Origin of the sequence: Azospirillum sp. ST 5-10, from assembly GCF_051225715.1 — a bacterium.
Taxonomy (GTDB): Bacteria; Pseudomonadota; Alphaproteobacteria; order Azospirillales; family Azospirillaceae; genus Azospirillum.
Window position 1 is genome coordinate 37,949 of the sequence record NZ_JBPJSP010000021.1, and the last position, 17,162, is coordinate 55,110.

General features: G+C 72.6%; 16 protein-coding genes. 11 read left to right on the top strand and 5 right to left on the bottom strand.

The genetic code is table 11. The features are described from left to right. Window positions 1–52: 52 nt before the first annotated feature. The 6 genes from ACSBPG_RS21130 to deoA are packed head-to-tail and all read left to right on the top strand — an operon-like array spanning window position 53 to window position 5,573. On the top strand, window positions 53–1,165 hold the full coding sequence (locus ACSBPG_RS21130; protein ID WP_435539190.1) for an ABC transporter permease: 1,113 nt from the start codon (window positions 53–55) through the stop codon (window positions 1,163–1,165). A 4-nt stretch (window positions 1,166–1,169) separates the two neighbouring features. After that, the gene (locus ACSBPG_RS21135; RefSeq protein WP_435539191.1) at window positions 1,170–2,141 is read left to right on the top strand and encodes an ABC transporter permease; all 972 of its coding nucleotides are present in this window, start codon (window positions 1,170–1,172) and stop codon (window positions 2,139–2,141) included. Window positions 2,142–2,145: 4 nt separating this feature from the next. Beyond that, entirely contained in the window at window positions 2,146–2,586 is a 441-nt protein-coding gene (gene cdd, locus ACSBPG_RS21140; RefSeq protein ID WP_435539192.1) for a cytidine deaminase, read from the top strand. Further along, window positions 2,583–3,416, top strand: a complete 834-nt coding sequence (locus tag ACSBPG_RS21145) for a purine-nucleoside phosphorylase (RefSeq protein WP_435539193.1) — start codon at window positions 2,583–2,585, stop codon at window positions 3,414–3,416. Before cdd ends, ACSBPG_RS21145 begins: the two co-directional genes overlap by 4 nt. Further along, a complete protein-coding gene (deoC, locus tag ACSBPG_RS21150; RefSeq protein WP_435539194.1) occupies window positions 3,413–4,231 on the top strand; it encodes a deoxyribose-phosphate aldolase in 819 nt (272 codons plus the stop codon). The genes ACSBPG_RS21145 and deoC overlap by 4 nt, the downstream gene beginning before the upstream one ends. A gap of 7 nt (window positions 4,232–4,238) precedes the next feature. Continuing rightward, on the top strand, window positions 4,239–5,573 hold the full coding sequence (gene deoA / locus ACSBPG_RS21155) for a thymidine phosphorylase (RefSeq protein WP_435539195.1): 1,335 nt from the start codon (window positions 4,239–4,241) through the stop codon (window positions 5,571–5,573). 323 nt (window positions 5,574–5,896) lie between these two features. On the opposite strand, the gene ACSBPG_RS21160 is transcribed toward deoA, so the two are convergent. Further along, a complete protein-coding gene (locus tag ACSBPG_RS21160; protein ID WP_435539196.1) occupies window positions 5,897–6,199 on the bottom strand; it encodes an SCP2 sterol-binding domain-containing protein in 303 nt (100 codons plus the stop codon). Between the two features lie 359 nt (window positions 6,200–6,558). Here ACSBPG_RS21160 and ACSBPG_RS21165 point away from each other — a divergent pair, with 359 nt between their 5' ends. Beyond that, window positions 6,559–6,954, top strand: coding sequence for a MerR family transcriptional regulator (locus ACSBPG_RS21165; RefSeq protein ID WP_435539197.1), 396 nt, complete (start codon window positions 6,559–6,561; stop codon window positions 6,952–6,954). A gap of 457 nt (window positions 6,955–7,411) precedes the next feature. Here ACSBPG_RS21165 and ACSBPG_RS21170 read toward each other — a convergent pair whose 3' ends face one another. The 4 genes from ACSBPG_RS21170 to ACSBPG_RS21185 all read right to left on the bottom strand — a co-directional run bounded on the left by ACSBPG_RS21170 (window position 7,412) and on the right by ACSBPG_RS21185 (window position 11,985). Then, window positions 7,412–9,280: a PAS domain-containing hybrid sensor histidine kinase/response regulator gene (locus tag ACSBPG_RS21170; protein ID WP_435539198.1), complete on the bottom strand. Its 1,869-nt coding sequence runs from the start codon at window positions 9,278–9,280 to the stop codon at window positions 7,412–7,414. A 65-nt stretch (window positions 9,281–9,345) separates the two neighbouring features. Then, entirely contained in the window at window positions 9,346–9,999 is a 654-nt protein-coding gene (locus tag ACSBPG_RS21175; protein WP_435539199.1) for a chemotaxis protein CheC, read from the bottom strand. 371 nt (window positions 10,000–10,370) lie between these two features. Continuing rightward, a complete protein-coding gene (locus tag ACSBPG_RS21180) occupies window positions 10,371–10,874 on the bottom strand; it encodes a hemerythrin domain-containing protein (RefSeq protein WP_435539200.1) in 504 nt (167 codons plus the stop codon). Window positions 10,875–10,890: 16 nt separating this feature from the next. Continuing rightward, the gene (locus ACSBPG_RS21185) at window positions 10,891–11,985 is read right to left on the bottom strand and encodes an NnrS family protein (protein ID WP_435539201.1); all 1,095 of its coding nucleotides are present in this window, start codon (window positions 11,983–11,985) and stop codon (window positions 10,891–10,893) included. A gap of 254 nt (window positions 11,986–12,239) precedes the next feature. On the opposite strand from ACSBPG_RS21185, the gene ACSBPG_RS21190 reads away from it, so the two are divergent. From ACSBPG_RS21190 to ACSBPG_RS21205, 4 genes are all read left to right on the top strand, one after another. Continuing rightward, complete coding sequence (locus tag ACSBPG_RS21190; RefSeq protein ID WP_435539202.1) at window positions 12,240–13,373, top strand: lytic transglycosylase domain-containing protein; 1,134 nt, start codon at window positions 12,240–12,242, stop codon at window positions 13,371–13,373. Between the two features lie 156 nt (window positions 13,374–13,529). Next, on the top strand, window positions 13,530–15,167 hold the full coding sequence (locus ACSBPG_RS21195; RefSeq protein WP_435539203.1) for a long-chain-fatty-acid--CoA ligase: 1,638 nt from the start codon (window positions 13,530–13,532) through the stop codon (window positions 15,165–15,167). Continuing rightward, complete coding sequence (locus ACSBPG_RS21200) at window positions 15,164–15,934, top strand: glucose 1-dehydrogenase (RefSeq protein ID WP_435539204.1); 771 nt, start codon at window positions 15,164–15,166, stop codon at window positions 15,932–15,934. The genes ACSBPG_RS21195 and ACSBPG_RS21200 overlap by 4 nt, the downstream gene beginning before the upstream one ends. 30 nt (window positions 15,935–15,964) lie before the next feature. Continuing rightward, the gene (locus ACSBPG_RS21205) at window positions 15,965–17,161 is read left to right on the top strand and encodes an acyl-CoA dehydrogenase family protein (RefSeq protein ID WP_435539205.1); all 1,197 of its coding nucleotides are present in this window, start codon (window positions 15,965–15,967) and stop codon (window positions 17,159–17,161) included. Window position 17,162: the final 1 nt, after the last annotated feature.

Below are 17,162 nucleotides of genomic sequence, written 5' to 3' on the forward strand. Positions count from 1 at the left end.
GTGCGGCACGGCACTGTCACGGTCCGTGAGGCGGTCGCGGTCGGGAGGTCGGATGGCGGGTGGGGGGAGCACGCTGCCGCGGTGGGTCGACTGGGGGTTGATCCCGCTGGTCAACCTGGTCGCCGCCTTCGCGCTGTCGAGCCTGGTCATCCTGGCGATCGGCGAGAATCCGCTGGCCGTCCTGCGGCTGATGGTGGTGGAGGCGCTGGGCTATCCCGAGGCGATCGGCTACACGCTCTACTTCACCACCAACTACGTCTTCACCGGGCTGGCGGTGGCGGTCGCCTTCCATGCCGGCCTGTTCAACATCGGCGGCGAGGGGCAGGCCTACATCGGCGGGCTCGGCGCCGGGCTGGCGGGCCTGGCGCTGTCGGGCTGGCCGTGGCCGGCGGTGGCGCTGGCCGGCACCGTCACGGCGGCGCTGTTCGGCGCGGGCTGGGCGTTCGTGCCGGGCTGGCTGCAGGCGCGGCGCGGCAGCCACGTCGTCATCACCACCATCATGTTCAACTTCATCGCCGCCGCGGTGATGACCTGGCTGCTCGTCGACGTCCTGATCAAGCCGGGCCAGCAGTCGCCGGAGTCGCGTTCCTTCGCCCCGGAATCGTGGCTGCCCACCGTCGACCGGGTGTTCGCCTGGATGGGCGTCGAGGTCGCGCGCTCCCCCCTCAACCTCTCCTTCCTGCTGGCGCTGGCCGCCTGCGCGGCGGTGTGGGTGTTCGTCTGGCACACCCGCTGGGGCTACGAGTTGCGCACGGTGGGCCGCAACGAGCGCGCCGCCGTCTACGCCGGCATCCGGCCGGGGCGCGTCGTCATCCTCGCCATGGTGCTGTCGGGGGCGCTCGCCGGGCTGGCCGGCGTCAACGACATCCTCGGCGCCCAGCACCGGCTGATCCTCAACGTCGTCAACGGCGCCGGCTTCGTCGGCATCGCCGTGGCGCTGATGGGGCGCAGCCATCCCCTGGGGATCGTGCCGGCGGCGCTGCTGTTCGGCGTGCTGGCCCAGGGCGGCGCCAACATCTCCTTCGACTTTCCCGCCGTCAACCGCGACCTCGTGATGGTCATCCAGGGGCTCGTCATCCTCATGGCTGGGGCCATGGAGAACTTGTTCCGGCCGCGCATCGAGGCGGCGATGCGCGGGCGTCGTTTCGCCGCCGAGGCGGGGTAGGGCGATGGCCGACGCGCTGATGACGCTGCTGCTGATCGTCGACGCCACCGTCCGCGTGGCGACCCCGCTGGTGCTGGCGGCCTTCGCCGGCCTCTATTGCGAGCGTGCCGGCGTCGTCGACATCGGGCTGGAAGGCAAGATGCTGGCCGGTGCCTTCTTCGGCGCCGCCGTCGCCGCGCTCACCGGCAGCGCCTGGCTCGGCCTGCTCGCCGCCATGGCCGCCGGCGTGGCCCTGGCCCTGGTGCACGGCCTCGCCTGCGTCACCTACGGCGGCAACCAGGTGGTGTCGGGCATGGCGATCAACATCCTGGTCGCCGGGCTGGCGCCGACCCTGGCGCTCGCCTGGTTCCAGCAGGGCGGCCAGACGCCGCTGCTCAAGGCCGGCGAGCGGCTGCCCGACGTCGATCTGCCCGGCCCCCTGGCCGACACGGTGCCGGTGCTGGGCACGGTCTACGACGTGCTGATCGACGGCAACAACGTGCTGGTGTGGGTCGCGCTGGCGGTGGTGGTGGCGACCAGCGGCGTGCTCGCCCGCACCCGCTTCGGCCTGCGCCTGCGGGCGGTCGGCGAGAACCCGGCGGCGGTCGACACCGCCGGCATCTCGGTGGCGGGCCTGCGCTACCGGGCGCTGCTGCTGACCGGCGCCCTGACCGGCATGGCCGGGGCCTACCTGTCCATCGCCCACGGCGCCGGCTTCGTGCGCGACATGACCGCCGGCAAGGGCTATCTGGCGCTGGCCGCGCTGATCTTCGGCAAGTGGCGGCCGTGGCCGACCCTGGCCGCCTGCCTGCTGTTCGCCCTGGCCGACGCCGTTCAGGTGCGCCTGCAGGGGGTGGTGGTGCCGCTGGTCGGCACGATCCCCGTGCAGTTCATCCAGATGCTGCCCTATGTGCTGACGGTGCTGCTGCTGGCCGGCTTCGTCGGCCGCGCGGTGGCGCCCAAGGCGAGCGGCATCCCCTACGCGAAGGAGCGATGAGGCGGTGAGCGACGACGCCCTGGCCCCCCTGATCGCCGCGGCGCGCGCCGCCCGGGCCAACGCCCACGCCCCCTATTCCGGCTTCCCCGTGGGGGCGGCGCTGCGCACCGACTCGGGCGCCGTCTTCGCCGGGGCGAACGTGGAGAACGCCGCCTATCCCCAGGGTCAGTGCGCCGAGGCCTCGGCCATCGGCGCCATGGTGGCGGCCGGCGAACGGCGCATCGCCGCGGTGGTGGTGATGGGCGGCGAAGCGGCGGACGGCCTGCTGTGCACGCCGTGCGGCGGCTGCCGCCAGCGCCTCAGGGAATTCGCCGCGGACGACGCCCCGGTGCACGTCTGCGGACCGGAAGGCTTGCGCCGGACGTTCACCTTGGGCGAACTGCTGCCGCATTCGTTCGGGCCCGACATCCTGGGCCCGCGAGGCGAGGGAGAGGGACGGAGATGACCGCCGCACGCGCCGCCGCCGACATCCTGGTCCGCGCCCACGACCTGCACCCGCGGGTCGGGCTGGTGCTCGGTTCCGGGCTGGGCGCCATCGCCGACCGGATCGAGGGCGCCGTGGCGATCCCCTACGCCGAGCTGCCGGGGTTCCCGACGCCGCTGGTGGAGGGGCACGCCGGCCGCCTGGTGCTGGGCCGGCTCGGCGGCCAGGCGGTGGCCTGCATGCAGGGCCGCGTGCACGCCTACGAGGGGGGCGACTTCGCGCCGCTGCGCACCGCCATCCGCGCGCTCAAGCTGGTCGGCTGCGGCGTCCTCGTGCTGACCTGCGCCGCCGGCTCGCTGCGCCCCGAGGTCGGGCCGGGACGGCTGATGGCGATCGCCGACCATCTCAACCTCCTGGGGACCAACCCGCTGGTCGGCCCCAACGACGACGCGGTGGGCCCGCGCTTTCCCAGCCTGGTCGAGGCCTGGGACCCGGAGCTGCGCCGGCGGCTGCATGCCGCCGCGGCCGGCGCCGGCGTCGCCCTGGCGGAGGGGGTCTACGCCGCCTGGCTCGGCCCCAGTTTCGAGACGCCGGCCGAAGTGCGCATGTTGAGAGTTCTGGGCGCCGACGCGGTGGGCATGTCGACGGTGCCCGAATGCATCGTGGCGCGGCACTGCGGCTTGCGCGTCGTCGGCTGCGCGGTGATCACCAACCTCGGCGTCGGCATCGCCGACGGACCGGTCGACCACGGGCACACGCTTCGCACCGCCGCGGCCGCCGCCGGCGACCTGGAACGGCTGCTGGTCGGGTTTCTGGAAGGACTGACGGAAGAGGACGTGAACCAGCGATGAAACTCTCCGCCGACCTGCAGCTCGTCGTCGACGACGCTGCCACCGTCGCGGCGTCGCCCGAGGCGGCCCGTCGCGCCGTAGCGCTTCTCGACCTGACCAGTCTCAACGACGACGACACCGAGCCGCGCGTCGCCGCCCTGTGCCGGCGCGCCGTCACGCCGGTCGGGCCGGTGGCGGCGGTGTGCGTCTGGCCGCGCTTCGTCAAGCCGGCGCGCAAGGCGCTGAAGGGGACGCCGGTGCGGGTCGCCACCGTCGTCAACTTCCCCGGCGGCGACGGCGACAGCGCCGGCGTGGTGGCGGAGACCGCCGCCGCCATCGCCGACGGCGCCCAGGAGGTGGACGTCGTCCTGCCCTACCGCAGCTTCATCGAGGGCGCGCGCACCCAGCCGCTCAACCTGATCCGCGCCTGCCGCGAGGCGTGCGGCCCGGACGTGGTCATGAAAGTCATCCTGGAGGCCGGCGCCTTTCCCGACGCCGACCTCCTGGACTGGGCGGCGCGCGACGCCATCAACGCCGGCGCCGACTTCCTGAAGACCTCCACCGGCCGTCTTGAGCCGGCGGCCACCTTGGAGAACGCCGCCCTGATCCTGCACGCCATCGGCCAGTCCGGCCGCGCCGTCGGCTTCAAGGCGGCCGGCGGGATGCGCGACGCGGCGGCGGCGGCCGGCTTCCTGCACCTCGCCGACGCCGTGATGGGCAGGAGCTGGGTGACGCCGGAAACCTTCCGCTTCGGCGCCTCCGCCCTGCTCGACTCGCTGCTGGAGGTGCTGGGCGAGGGCGGGGCGGTCGGCAAGGACACGGCCGAAGCGTACTGAGGCCGTGTTGACCCGCCCGTCCGCCTTCCTGCCCCAGGAGTTCATCCGCCGCAAGCGCGACGGCCATCTCCTCGCGGCCGCCGAGATCGAGGCCTTCGTGCGCGGCATCGTCGACGGTACGGTCGGCGAGGGGCAGGCGGCCGCCTTCGCCATGGCCGTCTTCTTCCGCGGCCTGCGTCTCGACGAGCGGGTGGCGCTCACCCGCGCCATGGCCGGCTCCGGCACGGTGCTGGACTGGCGGCCGCTCGACCTGCCGGGCCCGGTGCTGGACAAGCACTCGACCGGCGGCGTCGGCGACAAGGTCAGCCTGATCCTCGCCCCGGCGGTCGCCGCCTGCGGCGGCTTCGTGCCGATGGTGTCGGGGCGCGGCCTCGGCCACACCGGCGGCACCCTGGACAAGTTCGACAGCATCCCCGGCTACCGGTCCCAGCCCGATCTGGCGACCGTGCAGCGGGTGGTCCGCGAGGTGGGGTGCGCGGTGATCGGCGCCACCACCGACATCGCCCCGGCCGACCGCCGCCTCTACGCCATCCGCGACGTCACCGCGACGGTGGAGTCCCTCGACCTCATCACCGCCTCGATCCTGGCCAAGAAGCTGGCGGCGGGGCTCGACGGGCTGGTGATGGACGTGAAGTTCGGCTCGGGCGCCTTCATGGTCTCGCTGGAGGACGCCGAGGCGCTCGCCGAGAGCATCGTCACCGTGGCGGCCGGCGCCGGCCTGCCGGCGGTGGCGCTGCTCACCGACATGAACCAGGTGCTCGGCCGGTCCGCCGGCAACGCCCTGGAGATGCGCGAGGCCGTCGCCATGCTGCGCGGCGAGCCGGCCGACCCGCGGCTGCGCGAGGTGACCGCCGCCCTCACCGCCGAACTGCTGGTGCTGGCGGAACTGGCGCCCGACGTCGCCACGGCGCGGCGGCGCTTCGACGACGCCCTGTCCAGCGGCGCCGCGGCCGAGCGGTTCGCCCGCATGGTGACGGCGCTGGGCGGCCCGGCCGACCTGCTGGAGCGCCCCGGCCGCCATCTCGCGGCCGCCCCGGTGTGCCGCCCCGTGCCGGCGGCGCACGAGGGCGTCGTCGCCGCGGTCGACACCCGGGCGCTCGGCGTCGCCGTCATCGGGCTGGGCGGCGGGCGCGTTCAGGCGAGCGACGCCGTCGACCATGCCGTCGGTCTGGACGCCGTCGCCGCGCCGGGCGAGAGGGTGGGGCCGCAGGGCCGGCCGCTGGCGGTGGTCCATGCCCGCAGCGAGGCCGAGGCCGACCGCGCCGCCGCCGCCGTGCGCGCCGCCTTCACCGTGGCCGAGACCGCCCCGCCGCCGCGGCCGACGGTCGCCAAGCGGGTGTGATCGCCAAGCGGGTGTGATGCCATCGGACGGAGGGGCGGCCGGACCGCGGTGAACTCGTCGACGGGCGGCACCCATGCGCACGCGCGGCCCGCGGCGAAGCTGGCCGCTGCGGCCCGGTGAGAACGGAACCGGCGGCACGAAGGACGCGCCGCCGGCCACCGCTGTCCCGAACCCTCCCCGAAGTCCCGCGGGATGCGGCCGCCGGGTTCCCGGTCTGGCACCGCCCCGCCCGTCATGGGGCTCCGAAGCTCGTCTTTGCACAAACGGTATCCGGTATGCGGACGGGCGTCAATCCGCTGCCGAAGCGCCGTCCGAGTGACGCGTCAGCCGTCCAGCAGCGACGCCAGCTTCATGGCGACCCCGGGGGAGCCTTCGACCTTCAGCTTGCCCATGCTGTAGGCCAGCATCGGGTTGAGGCGGCCGTCCATCAGCTTCGCCAGGTTCTCCGGCGACAGGCGCAGGGTGCAGTCGGCCTCGCCGTCGGCCCGCGTCACCGCCACCGGGGTGGAGCGCGCATCCACCAGGATGGTCTCGCCGGGACCGCCCAGCACGAAACGCACCCGAGCGTTCAGGCCGCGCAGCTCCGTCGAGCGCGCCTGCATGCCGCGAACCAGATCGTCGACCATGGGGAAGCTCCGAACACAGACCGTGGATGATCTTTGACAGTGGGAATGGGTTACGTTTACGTCAACGGAATAACGGGAGCATCGCCGTCAATAGGGTGGTGCCCCGCCGGCGCCGCGGAGGCGCTGCCGAGGGCTGCGATCGGTTTGCGACCGAAGAGTGCGCGTCTGGCGGACGTCCGCGGCGCCGGCGAAGACGGGGCGGCTGTGCCGGGGCGGACGGGGGAAACGGCTGCCTTGGTGGGCAGCGCGTCCGTGTGTTACCAACACAGGTGGACCCGGCGACAATCCGGTGACGTGCGCGTCAACGGGCGGCGCACCGGAACGCCGTACCGTCCGGAACGAACCGCGAAGGGCGCCCGATGGAAGATCTCTACACCGTCAACCAGCTCGCGGCGGATCTGGGGATCACGCCGCGGGCGCTGCGATTCTACGAGGTCAAGGGCCTGCTCTCGCCCGAACGGCTCGGCAACAACCGTGTCTACACCAAGCGCGACCGGGCCCGGCTGACGCTGATCCTGCGGGGCAAGCGGCTGGGCTTCTCGCTGGCCGAGATCAAGGAGTATCTCGACCTCTACAACCTGGAGCGCGGCAACGTCGGCCAGCTCACCCTTTTGCTCGGCCGCGTGCGCCACCGCCTCGCCGAGTTGGAGAAGCAGCGCCAGGACCTGGACGCCACCGTGGCGGAACTGGCCGAGATCGAATCCCAGGCCCTGGACGCCTTGAAGGACCGTGGGGCGGCGCCCGCCGACGCCTGACGGCGCCCGCCGACGTCTGATGGCGCCCGGGGCGCCCAGGGCGCGTGGTGCTGGCGGCCGTCGAACAGGCACGCAACCGCCGGAGATGCCCGGTCAGGTGGCCGTTCGGCGGAGCACCGTTCCGCTCGCCGGGCGCCCCGCCAGGGGGGTGGGTTGCCACCTGCACTTTCGGCTAGGTGCCGTGACGGTGAGGCCCTACCTTGGTCTGATGGTCACCCCGACGAAAGCGAGTCGGGATACGACCATTGTCCCCTTCCGCGAAAGGGACTCTTCTGGCATAAAACCGCCACGCGAAATCGAACGGCATAAGCTGGAACGATTTCCGGGAGGAAACGCCAAATACTTTAAAATATAATGCAGAACTGAACCCCGGAGGCAGTGCCCCTGGGGTTTCTCTGCTGGTGATCCGGAAGACCGATGGCCACCGGTTTTCTTTTTATTTTCCGGTGAGGACGCTTCAGTGCCGCGACGCGTCCGGACCGAGGGCGGCGCCGAGCGCGTAGCGGAGCTGTTCCGGCTCGATCGGCTTGTGCAGGATGGCGAACCCCTCGGTGCGGCCGTCGTGCAGGCAGTCCGGGCTGTTCTCACCGGTCAGCATCAGGCCGGGGATGGCGCTGCCATAGCGGGCGCGGATGGTGCGGATCGCTTCGGTGCCGGTGCGCTTGTGGCGGAGCCGGTAGTCGGCGACGATGGCGTCCGGCGCGGAGCCTGCCGCGTCGAGCGCCTGCAGCGCATCGTCGCAGGATTCCGCCGGCAGCACCCGGTATCCCCACTGCTCCAGGATGCCCTGCAGGCCCATCAGAACCACCGCGTTGTCCTCGATCACCACCACGGTGCGTCCGTTGGCGGCGACCGGGGCGGGGTCGGCGGCGACGGTGTCGCCCTCGCTGGGTTCGAGCGGCACGGTGATGGTGAAGGTGGAGCCTTGGCCGGGCGTCGAGCGGACCTCGACCGGATGGTCGAGAAGCTGCGACAGCCGCCGCACGATGGCGAGGCCGAGGCCGAGGCCCAACTTTTGGTCGCGCTCGGGATTGGCGAGCTGGTGGAACTCGGTGAAGATCTCGTCCAGGCTCTCCGGCGGGATGCCGATGCCGGTGTCGGTCACGGTGACGCGCAGATGGGCCTCCTCCGCCGTCGCCATCACCCGCACGGCGCCCCGGTCGGTGTAGCGGATGGCGTTCTCCACCAGATTGCGGATCATGCGGCCGAGCAGGGTGGCGTCGCTGCGCACGGTCATCTGCGCCGGCCCTTCCACCGACCACGCCAGCCCCTTGGCCTCGGCGATCGGGCGGAAGCCGTGGTCGATGGAGGCGAGGAGCGGCCCGAGGTCCGTCGCCTCGACCTTGGCCGTGACGATGCCGGCGTCCAGCTTGGAGATGTCGAGCAGGCTGTCCAGCAGCCCCTTGAGCGCGTTGAGCGCGTGGTCCATGTGGCCGACCAGCGTCTTCGACCGCTCGTCGACGGCGCGGGCGCCCAGCGCCGACGAGAACAGCATCAGGGACTGCACCGGCTGGCGCAGGTCGTGGGTGGCGGCGGCCAGGAACTTGGACTTGGCACGGTTGGCCTGCTCCGCGGCGATGCGGGCGGCCACCGCCTCCTCCTTGGCGGCGATGATGGTGCGCTCCATCTCGATGCGCGCGGAGACGTCGCGCATGATCGCCGTGTAGAAGTTGCGTCCCTCGGCGGTCCAGCGCGTGATGGAGATGTCGACGTGGACCTCGCCGCCGCCGGCGCGTTCGACGCGGGCGCGCCCCTCGATGAAGGGCGTGATGCGCCGGGCGATCGCGGTGCCGACCAGCTCGCTCTCGCTGCAGTCGAACAGCGACGCGGCGGCGCGGTTGGCGGTCTGCACGAGGCCGGCCTCGTCGACGGTGACGATGGCGTCGGTGGCGGTGTCGACGATGGCGCGGTAGCGCGCCGCCCGCCCCTGGCGCAACTGCTGCTCGCGCCGCACCGCGGCCGAGATGTCGTACACCTGCAGCAGGCAGGTGCCGCTGCCGAGCGGCCGCACGACGATGGACTGGTGCACGTCCTGGCGCCCGCCGGCCGCTTCGGTGTCCAGCGGCAGCAGCTCCGGGTTCAGATAGTGCGACACCACCGACGACATGCCGCTGTCGAGCGCATCGTCCACGGCGTGGCTGAGCCGGCTTTCGGCGATGCGCGGGAACAGGTCGAAGAAGCGCCGGCCCCGGGCGTCGGCATCGGCGATCCCGGAATGTTCGGCTATCCAGCGGTTCCAGCGCACGACGCGGCGGTCCCGGTCGAGCGTGACGATGCCGAGGTCGAGGTCGTCGAAGGACGTCGTGTCGCCGTGAGGCTCAACCATAGAAATCTGCCGTTCGAGGCCGTCGGGTGCCGCCGCGCGCCCGCTCGATGGAGGGGAGGAACGGGTCAATGGGGCGTCGGCCGCCCGGCCGCCTCGGCGGCGCAGGCGTCCATCAGGCGCTGCACGCTCGCCCGCAGCGCCATCATCGACGACACGCTCATGACGATGACGAAGAAGCCGCGGATGCCGCGTTCGCGCATCAGGAAATCCACGTGGAAGACCATGACGCGGTCGGCGTCGTCAGCGTCGGCATCGGGGCGCACCAGGATCTCTCCGGCGCCGCCGTAGATCACCCGTGGCAGCGAGGTGGTGATGCGCTCCTGCAGCATGTTGGCGAGGGTCGACAGGCAGCTGTTGATGATGATGTTGCCGATCTCGCTCAGCGCCTCCTGCTCCATCTCGATGATCTCGTCGAGATCGGAGAGGTGCGGCAGCACGGCACGCACCAGCTCCAGGCTGTTGGACACCGGGAACACCAGCACCGCCGAGCCGGCGAACGGGCCGTCGAAGGCCTCGCCGACGGCGACCAGCCGGTCGTCCGCCTCGTCGGTCCGCAGCGCCGCCGTCGCCTCCTCGCGGGGGACGATGCGGACGCGCGGCACCGTCAGCGACACGCCGCCGCGCATCATCCGGCTCAGGGTGACCGCTGCCTTGCTGACGGAGACGTTGACGAGTTCGGTCAGGGCATCGGCTTCGAGGTCGCTCAGCGACGTCCACATCGCGGCCACCGGTTCACGTGCCGCCACGGTCCGCCGCGGTTCGTCGCCCGTCCCGTTCCCGCCGCAGGGCCTGTGACATGCGCTCTTTCCCTTTCATCGTCCGCGGTGCTGGCCGGGAGCCGGCACACCTGGAATTCCCGGCCGTGGCCTCGACGTGGCGGGCGCCCGGCAATCGAGGCGCCGCCGTTCCGTCTCCGTCGCCGGCCAGAGGAACAAAGGCGTCGATCCGGCGGGTAGAGTGGAAACTCCTGATGTTGACATAAATTGCCGCGCCGCACGCGTCAATAAGGCGCTCCGGGGATCTCCGTTGCGCAGGGGCGTTCCAGCAGACGACATAGGCGTTTTGTCCGGAACGACTATCGGCCGCGGTCTCAGGACCGGTAGGTGCGGGCCAGCGTGCGGTCGAGTTCCGGAGCGTCGGCCAGCATGGCTTCGACGGCGCCGAGCAGCGCCGTCTCCTCGACCTGGAGGTGGCGCTCCAGGCGGCCGACCATGTCGGCGGCGAGGTGGACGAAGGCGCCGTAGCTGTCGGCGTCGAATCCCTCCGCCAGGGCCAAGGCGCAGTAGCGCTGCAGGCGGCGGCCGATCGGGCGCATCGCCGCGTGCTCGTCGCCGAGGTGCTGGACCAGGTCGTGGGCGCCGCGCTCGGCCAGCAGGGGGAAGACCGCCCGCTCCTCGAAGTCGAAGTGCGGGCCGAGCTCGCGGTCGAGCAGGGCGTCGAGGTCGGCGACGAGGGCGCGCACCTCCGGGTCGTCGAGGGACGGGATGCCGCGTTCCTCCGCCGCCTCGATGTGGGCGTCGAGGCGGTTGATCATGGCGATGGTGCGGTCGTGGTCGTCGTGGATGTGGCGGCCGGTTTCGGTGCTGGCGTGCATGAAACGCTCCGTCGGGTCAGCGGCGGGACAGAATCCGCCGCACCACGATCAGGATCAACAGGAGAGCGACGCTCCACGTCACCGCTCCCGCCGGCAGCAGCATCGGGTGCAGCGGCGCGGCGGCGCGGGCCAGGGTGGCGGCGGCGATCAACAGCACGGCCAGGGTGGCGGCGGGCGGAAAGGCGGTGTCCCGCCCGGCCCGCTGCAGGCTGGCGCGGACCATCATCGTCGCGGCCAGGGTGCCGAGGGCGCCGCTTCCCAGGACGTGCCAGCCGGCGCCCGACGCGCTCGGGGCCAGGTGCTCCACGGCTGCCGCCAGCCAGCCGAGCCCCGCCCAGCCGTAGCCGAGGTGCAGGCTCCACAGGTCGGCCCGGCCGCCCACGGCCGCGGTGCGCCAGCGCGCCAGGCGGGCGAGGGCGGCCACGCCCGCCGCCGCCGCCCCGGCCGCGCCGACGAGAGGCCAGCGGTCGGCCGCGGTGGCGACGAGGGCGACGGTGCCGCCCGCCAGTCCGGCCCATTCGAGTCGCGGCTGCACCCGTTCGACCAGCAGCCCGCCCTGACGGCGCAGCGCGCCGGCCGTCGCCGCCGGGATGATGCGCCCGCCCATGGCGAACAGCAGGAGGCCGACGAGATGGAGCGCCAGCAGCACGCCCGTCCGGCCGCCGTCGTCGGCCAGCCAGAACACCGCCTCGGAGACGACGAAGGCGCCGATCAGCGGTCCGAACACGGCGTTGTGCCCGCTCTTGGCGGAGCGCAGGAACGGCCAGCCGGCGAACGCGAACAGCACGGCGGGGTAGGCGAGGGCCAGCGGGGCGGCCAGCGCCGGCGGCAGGCCGACGACCATCGCCGCGCGGCCGAGCGTCCAGGCCGCCAGCGCCAGCGCCAGCACGGCCCGGCTCGGCCTGGTCAGCAGGAAGCCGCCGACGACGGCGAGGGCGAAGCCGAACAGCATCTCATGGGCGTGCACCGCCGGCGTCCACGGCGTCGGCACCAGCCCGAGATGGGCGGCGGTCCAGTACGGGACGGTCAGCGCGCCATGGGCGAGGGCGAGGGGGAAGAACAGGCGGTGGCCGCCGCTGCGCCGGGCGGCCGGAGGGTGGTCGGCTGTCATGGGGCGCCGTCTAGCACCGCGCCGCGGCCGCGCGCCTTGTCCGCGGTCAAGGGTGCGGCGGCAGGAGAACCATGGAATACCAGAATTCTTTCATATGAATGTGCATTAAATGTTCTTCTGGTCGAAGTCATCATGGCAACAGTGTGACGGAAAGATGGTCGCAGGGTGACCGAGTCGCTTGACTTTGTCGCCCGGCTTGCCGACAAAGCGGACTAATCCGATCGATTGTGCATGGCCAGTACGGACCTCGCGACGTGGAACTTCGGCAGATCCGGGCCGCCACGGCCCACGGACGGTTTCGGACGCGCACCGCGTTCGGGGCCCTGGCGATCCTGGGACTGACCCTTGCCGGCTGCGCCTCCGAGCCGCCGGCCCCTCCCGCCACCACGGCGGCCGCGCCCATCGACCCCAACGACCGGCTCGCTCCCTGGGTCCCGCACATCCGCGAGGCGTCGGCCCGCTTCGACGTGCCGGAGACGTGGATCCGCGCCGTGATGATCCGCGAGAGCGGCGGCCGCCACTGGGTGAACGGCCGGGTCATCACCAGCCGCGCCGGCGCCATCGGCCTGATGCAGGTGATGCCGGGCACCTACGACCTGATGCGCAAGGCCTACGATCTCGGCTCCGATCCGGCGGACCCGCGCGACAACGTGATGGCCGGCACCGCCTACATCCGCGAGATGTACGACCTGTTCGGCGCGCCGGGCTTCCTCGCCGCCTACAACTGCGGCCCGGGCTGCTACGCCAACCATCTCGCCGGCAAGCAGAGGTTGCCGCAGGAGACGCGCGCCTACCTCGCCGCGCTCTCCCCGGCGGTGCGCGGCGCCCAGCCCACCGGCGCGCCGATCGCCAACGCCATCGAGGTGGCCGCCGTTCCCGAGCCGGCACCGGCGCCCCGACCGGCGCCCCAACCGGCGCCCGAAGTCGCGGCGCCGGCGGCACCCGTGGCGCCGGTGGCCGCGCCGGAGGCGCCCGCTCCCGTGGTCGTCGCCGAAGCCGTTCCTGTGGCCCCGGCGCCGGTGCCGCAGGCCAGGTCCGCGCCGCGGGACGGCGCCTTCCAGGTAGCGATGGCCGGCAAGCCGGCGGCCGCGCCGGCGCCCGTGCGGCCGGCGCCGCAGCCCGCCCCGGCGGTGCAACTCGCCGCCGCCGTGGTCGACGCCCCGGCCGCTTCGCCGCCGCCGCAGCGCAAGCCGGGCACGCTGGTGGCCGCCGCGCCGAAGGGGCGGACGGTGTCGCCGGCGTTCCGCGCCGAGGTCGCCCAGGCCTTCCTTCCGGCCGGCGTCGATCCCGAGCGCGTCCAGTTCCGCTTCGTCAGCCAGCGCACCGACGGCTGCGGCAGCCTGAAGGGACGCGACAGCGTCTGCCTGACCCAGGTCGAGCTGAACTGACGGGCAGCGCCCGCGCCGCCGCGGACGCCGGCTTCCTCCCCCGAACGCGTCGCACGCCCGGGCTTGCCCGGGCGGTGGCGACGGCCCTACGATGGTTGGCACACCGAACAAGGCCGGACAGGGCCGGCGGTGACCGCAACCAGGGGGAGGGGCGTCTTGGAGCAATCCGATGCTTTGCGCGGTCTCGACAAGCGCGCGGCCAACCACGTGCCGCTCTCGCCGCTCGATTTCCTGAAACGCGCCGCGACGGTGCACTCCGGCAAGGTGGCCGTCGTCTACGGTGACCGCCGCCGCACCTACGCCGATCTCCACGCCCGCGCCGCGGCCCTGGCGTCGGCCCTGGAGCGGGCCGGGGTGGCGCCGGGCGACCGCGTGTCGGCGCTCATCCCCAACACCCCGGCCATGCTGGAGGCGCATTACGGCGTTCCCGGCGCCGGCGCGGTGCTCAACGCCGTCAACACCCGTCTCGACGCCGCCACCGTCGCCTTCATCCTGGAGCATGCCGAGAGCCGCGTGCTGCTCGTCGACCGCGGCCTGGCCGGGGTGGCGCGGGCGGCACTCGGGCGCACGAAGGCCCGGCCCCGGGTGGTGTGGATCGACGATCCGCACGCCGGCGAGGCCGAGCCGGTCGGCGACGTCGACTACGACGGCTTCCTCGCGGGCGGCGATCCGGAGCGGCCGCTGGCCGGGCCGCGGGACGAGTGGGACGCCATCGCGCTCAACTACACCTCGGGCACGACGGGCAACCCCAAGGGCGTCGTCTACCACCACCGCGGCGCCTACCTGAACGCGCTCGGCAACGCCCTGACCTTCGGGCTGAACCCGCGCAGCGTCTATCTCTGGACGCTGCCCATGTTCCACTGCAACGGCTGGTGCTATCCCTGGGCGGTCACCGCCGTGGGCGGGCGCCACGTCTGCCTGCGCCAGGTCGATCCGCCGCTGATCTTCCGCCTCGTCGAGGAGGAGCGGGTGACCCACCTCTGCGGCGCGCCGGTGGTGCTGACCATGCTCATCCACGCCCCCGAGGAGGCCAAGCGCCGCTTCGCGCACGGGCCGGTGCAGGTCGCCACCGGCGGCGCGGCGCCGCCCAGCGCGGTGATCGGCCGCATGGAGGAGATGGGCTTCGCCGTCACCCACCTCTACGGCATGACCGAGTGCTACGGCCCCTCCACCGTCTGCGTCTGGCAGGAGGGCTGGGACGGTCTCGACCTCCAGGAGCGCGCCGTCCTCATGGCGCGCCAGGGCGTCGCCATGGTGACCATGGCCGAGCAGACGGTGCTCGATCCCGACAGCGGCCAGCCGGTCCCGGCCGACGGCGCCACCTTGGGCGAGCTCGCCTTGCGCGGCAACACGGTGATGAAGGGCTATCTGAAGAACCCCGAAGCCACCGAGGCGACGCTGCGCGACGGCTGGCTGCACACCGGCGACCTCGCGGTGCTGCATCCCGACCGCTACGTCGAGATCAAGGACCGCGCCAAGGACATCATCATCTCCGGCGGCGAGAACATCTCCTCGCTGGAGGTCGAGGAGGTGCTCTACCGGCATCCCGCGGTGATGGAGGCCGCCGTGGTCGCCCGCCCCGACCCGCATTGGGGAGAGAGCGTCTGCGCCTTCGTCACCCTGAAGCCGGCGGCCGAAGGGGCGGTCGACGCCGAGGCCGTCGTCGCCTGGTGCCGCGAGCACCTCGCCCGCTTCAAGGTGCCGCGCACGGTGGTGTTCGGGCCGCTGCCCAAGACGGCCACCGGCAAGATCCAGAAGTTCGCTCTGCGCGACCAGGCACGGGACCTGTCATGAGCGGCTACCTCATCGACCTCACCGGCCGTACGGCCCTGGTCACCGGCGCCTCGTCGGGGCTGGGGCGGCACTTCGCCCTGGCGCTCGCGCTGGCCGGGGCGCGAGTCGCCGTGGCGGCACGGCGCGTCGACGCCTTGGAGGACGTCTGCGACGCGGTCGCCGGCGTCGGCGGCGAGGCGGTGGCGGTGCCGCTCGACGTCACCGACGCGGCTTCCGTGCGCGCCGCGGTCGCCGACGCCGGGGTCGGCCTCGGCGGCATCGACATCCTGGTCAACAACGCCGGGGTGACGGACACCCGGCCCTTCCTCGACCTCGACGAGGCGGCCTGGGACCGGGTGCTCGACACCAACCTCAAGGGCGCCTTCCTGGTGGCGCGCGAGGTGGCCGACGCCATGCGCGAGCGGGGGCAGGGCGGCGCCATCGTCAACATCGCCTCGATCCTCGCCGAGCGGGTCGCCGGACAGGTGGCCGCCTACGCCGCCTCCAAGGCGGCGCTGGTGCAGCTCACCCGGGCGATGGCCCTGGAGCTGGCGCGCCACGGCATCCGCGTCAACGCGCTCTGCCCCGGCTACGTCGAGACCGACCTCAACCGGGAATTCTTCGCCGGCGAGGCCGGGCAGGCGCTGATCCGCCGCGTCCCGCAACGCCGCCTCGGCCGGCCCGAGGACCTGGAGGGGCCGCTGCTGCTGCTGTGCTCCGACGCCGGCTCCTTCATCACCGGGGCGACGCTGGCGGTCGACGGCGGCCACCTCGTCGGCTCGCTGTAGACCCAGGCAAGGACGGGAGACCAAGCGGTCATGGAGTTTGCCCTTTCGCCGGAGATCGAGGAGACCCGGCGCCGCGTCCGCGCCTTCGTCGAGACGGAGATCCTTCCCGTCGAGGCGGACCGCGCCCATTGGGACGAGCACGAGAACATCGCCGAGCCTGCGCTGCGGGACCTGCGGGCGAAGGCCAGGGCGGCCGGCCTGTGGGCGCTGCGGATGCCGAAGGAGCGCGGCGGCGGCGGTCTGTCGATGGTCGGCATGGCCGCCTGCTACGAGGAGATGAACCGCTCCATCTTCGGCCCGGTGTGCTTCAACGCCGCGGCGCCCGACGACGGCAACATGATGGTGTTGAACCGGGTCGGCACCGACGCGCAGAAGGAACGTTGGCTGCAGCCCATCGTCGACGGCCGCGTGCGCTCCGCCTTCGCCATGACCGAGCCCCATCCCGGCGGTGGCTCGGACCCGTCGATGATGCGCACCACCGCCGAGCGGCGGGGCGACCGCTGGGTGGTGCGCGGGCGGAAGTGGTTCATCACCGGGGCCGGGGTGGCGCAGCATTTCATCCTGATCGCCCGCACCTCCGACGACCCGCGCAAGGGGCTCACCGCCTTCCTGTTCGACCGCGACCAGCCGGGCTGGGAGATCGTCCGGCGCGTGCCGATCATGGGGCCGGAGGAGCATGGCGGCCATTGCGAGCTGGCGTTCGACGGGCTGGAGATTCCCGAGGAGAACGTGCTGATGGGGGTCGGCGACGGGCTGAAGGTGACGCAGATCCGTCTCGGCCCGGCCCGGCTGACCCACTGCATGCGCTGGACCGGGCTGGCGAAGCGCTGCCTGGAGATCGCCGGCGCCTACGTGAAGGAGCGCGAGAGCTTCGGCATGCCGCTGGCCGGCCACGAGGGGGTGCAGTGGATGCTGGGCGAGGCGGCCATGCGGATCGAGCTGGGCCGGCTGATGGTGATGAAGGCGGCGTGGACCCTGGACCAGGGCGGCCGCGCCAAGAAGGAGCTGTCGATGGCCAAGGTGCTGGTCGCCGACACCCTCTTCACGGCGGCGGACACCGCCATCCAGCTCTGCGGCGCCCGCGGCTACTCCAAGGACACGGTGCTGGAGTGGATCTACCGCTACGCCCGCCAAGCCAAGCTCGTCGACGGTGCGTCGGAGGTGCACAAGATGGTGCTGAGCGGCTTCTACCTGAAGGAAGGCGATTCCTTCTGGAGCTGGGGGTGAG

What these genes read in the sequence shown, in the direction of transcription:
- ACSBPG_RS21180 (WP_435539200.1), bottom strand. Translation starts at nt 10,874, where the DNA reads ATGCACGCCAGCACCGAAACCGGCCGCCACATCCACGACGACCACGAC.
- ACSBPG_RS21170 (WP_435539198.1), bottom strand. Translation starts at nt 9,280, where the DNA reads ATGGTTGAGCCTCACGGCGACACGACGTCCTTCGACGACCTCGACCTC.
- ACSBPG_RS21130 (WP_435539190.1), top strand. Translation starts at nt 53, where the DNA reads ATGGCGGGTGGGGGGAGCACGCTGCCGCGGTGGGTCGACTGGGGGTTG.
- ACSBPG_RS21145 (WP_435539193.1), top strand. Translation starts at nt 2,583, where the DNA reads ATGACCGCCGCACGCGCCGCCGCCGACATCCTGGTCCGCGCCCACGAC.
- ACSBPG_RS21185 (WP_435539201.1), bottom strand. Translation starts at nt 11,985, where the DNA reads ATGACAGCCGACCACCCTCCGGCCGCCCGGCGCAGCGGCGGCCACCGC.
- ACSBPG_RS21160 (WP_435539196.1), bottom strand. Translation starts at nt 6,199, where the DNA reads ATGGTCGACGATCTGGTTCGCGGCATGCAGGCGCGCTCGACGGAGCTG.
- ACSBPG_RS21175 (WP_435539199.1), bottom strand. Translation starts at nt 9,999, where the DNA reads ATGTGGACGTCGCTGAGCGACCTCGAAGCCGATGCCCTGACCGAACTC.
- ACSBPG_RS21135 (WP_435539191.1), top strand. Translation starts at nt 1,170, where the DNA reads ATGGCCGACGCGCTGATGACGCTGCTGCTGATCGTCGACGCCACCGTC.
- deoC (WP_435539194.1), top strand. Translation starts at nt 3,413, where the DNA reads ATGAAACTCTCCGCCGACCTGCAGCTCGTCGTCGACGACGCTGCCACC.
- ACSBPG_RS21165 (WP_435539197.1), top strand. Translation starts at nt 6,559, where the DNA reads ATGGAAGATCTCTACACCGTCAACCAGCTCGCGGCGGATCTGGGGATC.
- ACSBPG_RS21200 (WP_435539204.1), top strand. Translation starts at nt 15,164, where the DNA reads ATGAGCGGCTACCTCATCGACCTCACCGGCCGTACGGCCCTGGTCACC.
- ACSBPG_RS21205 (WP_435539205.1), top strand. Translation starts at nt 15,965, where the DNA reads ATGGAGTTTGCCCTTTCGCCGGAGATCGAGGAGACCCGGCGCCGCGTC.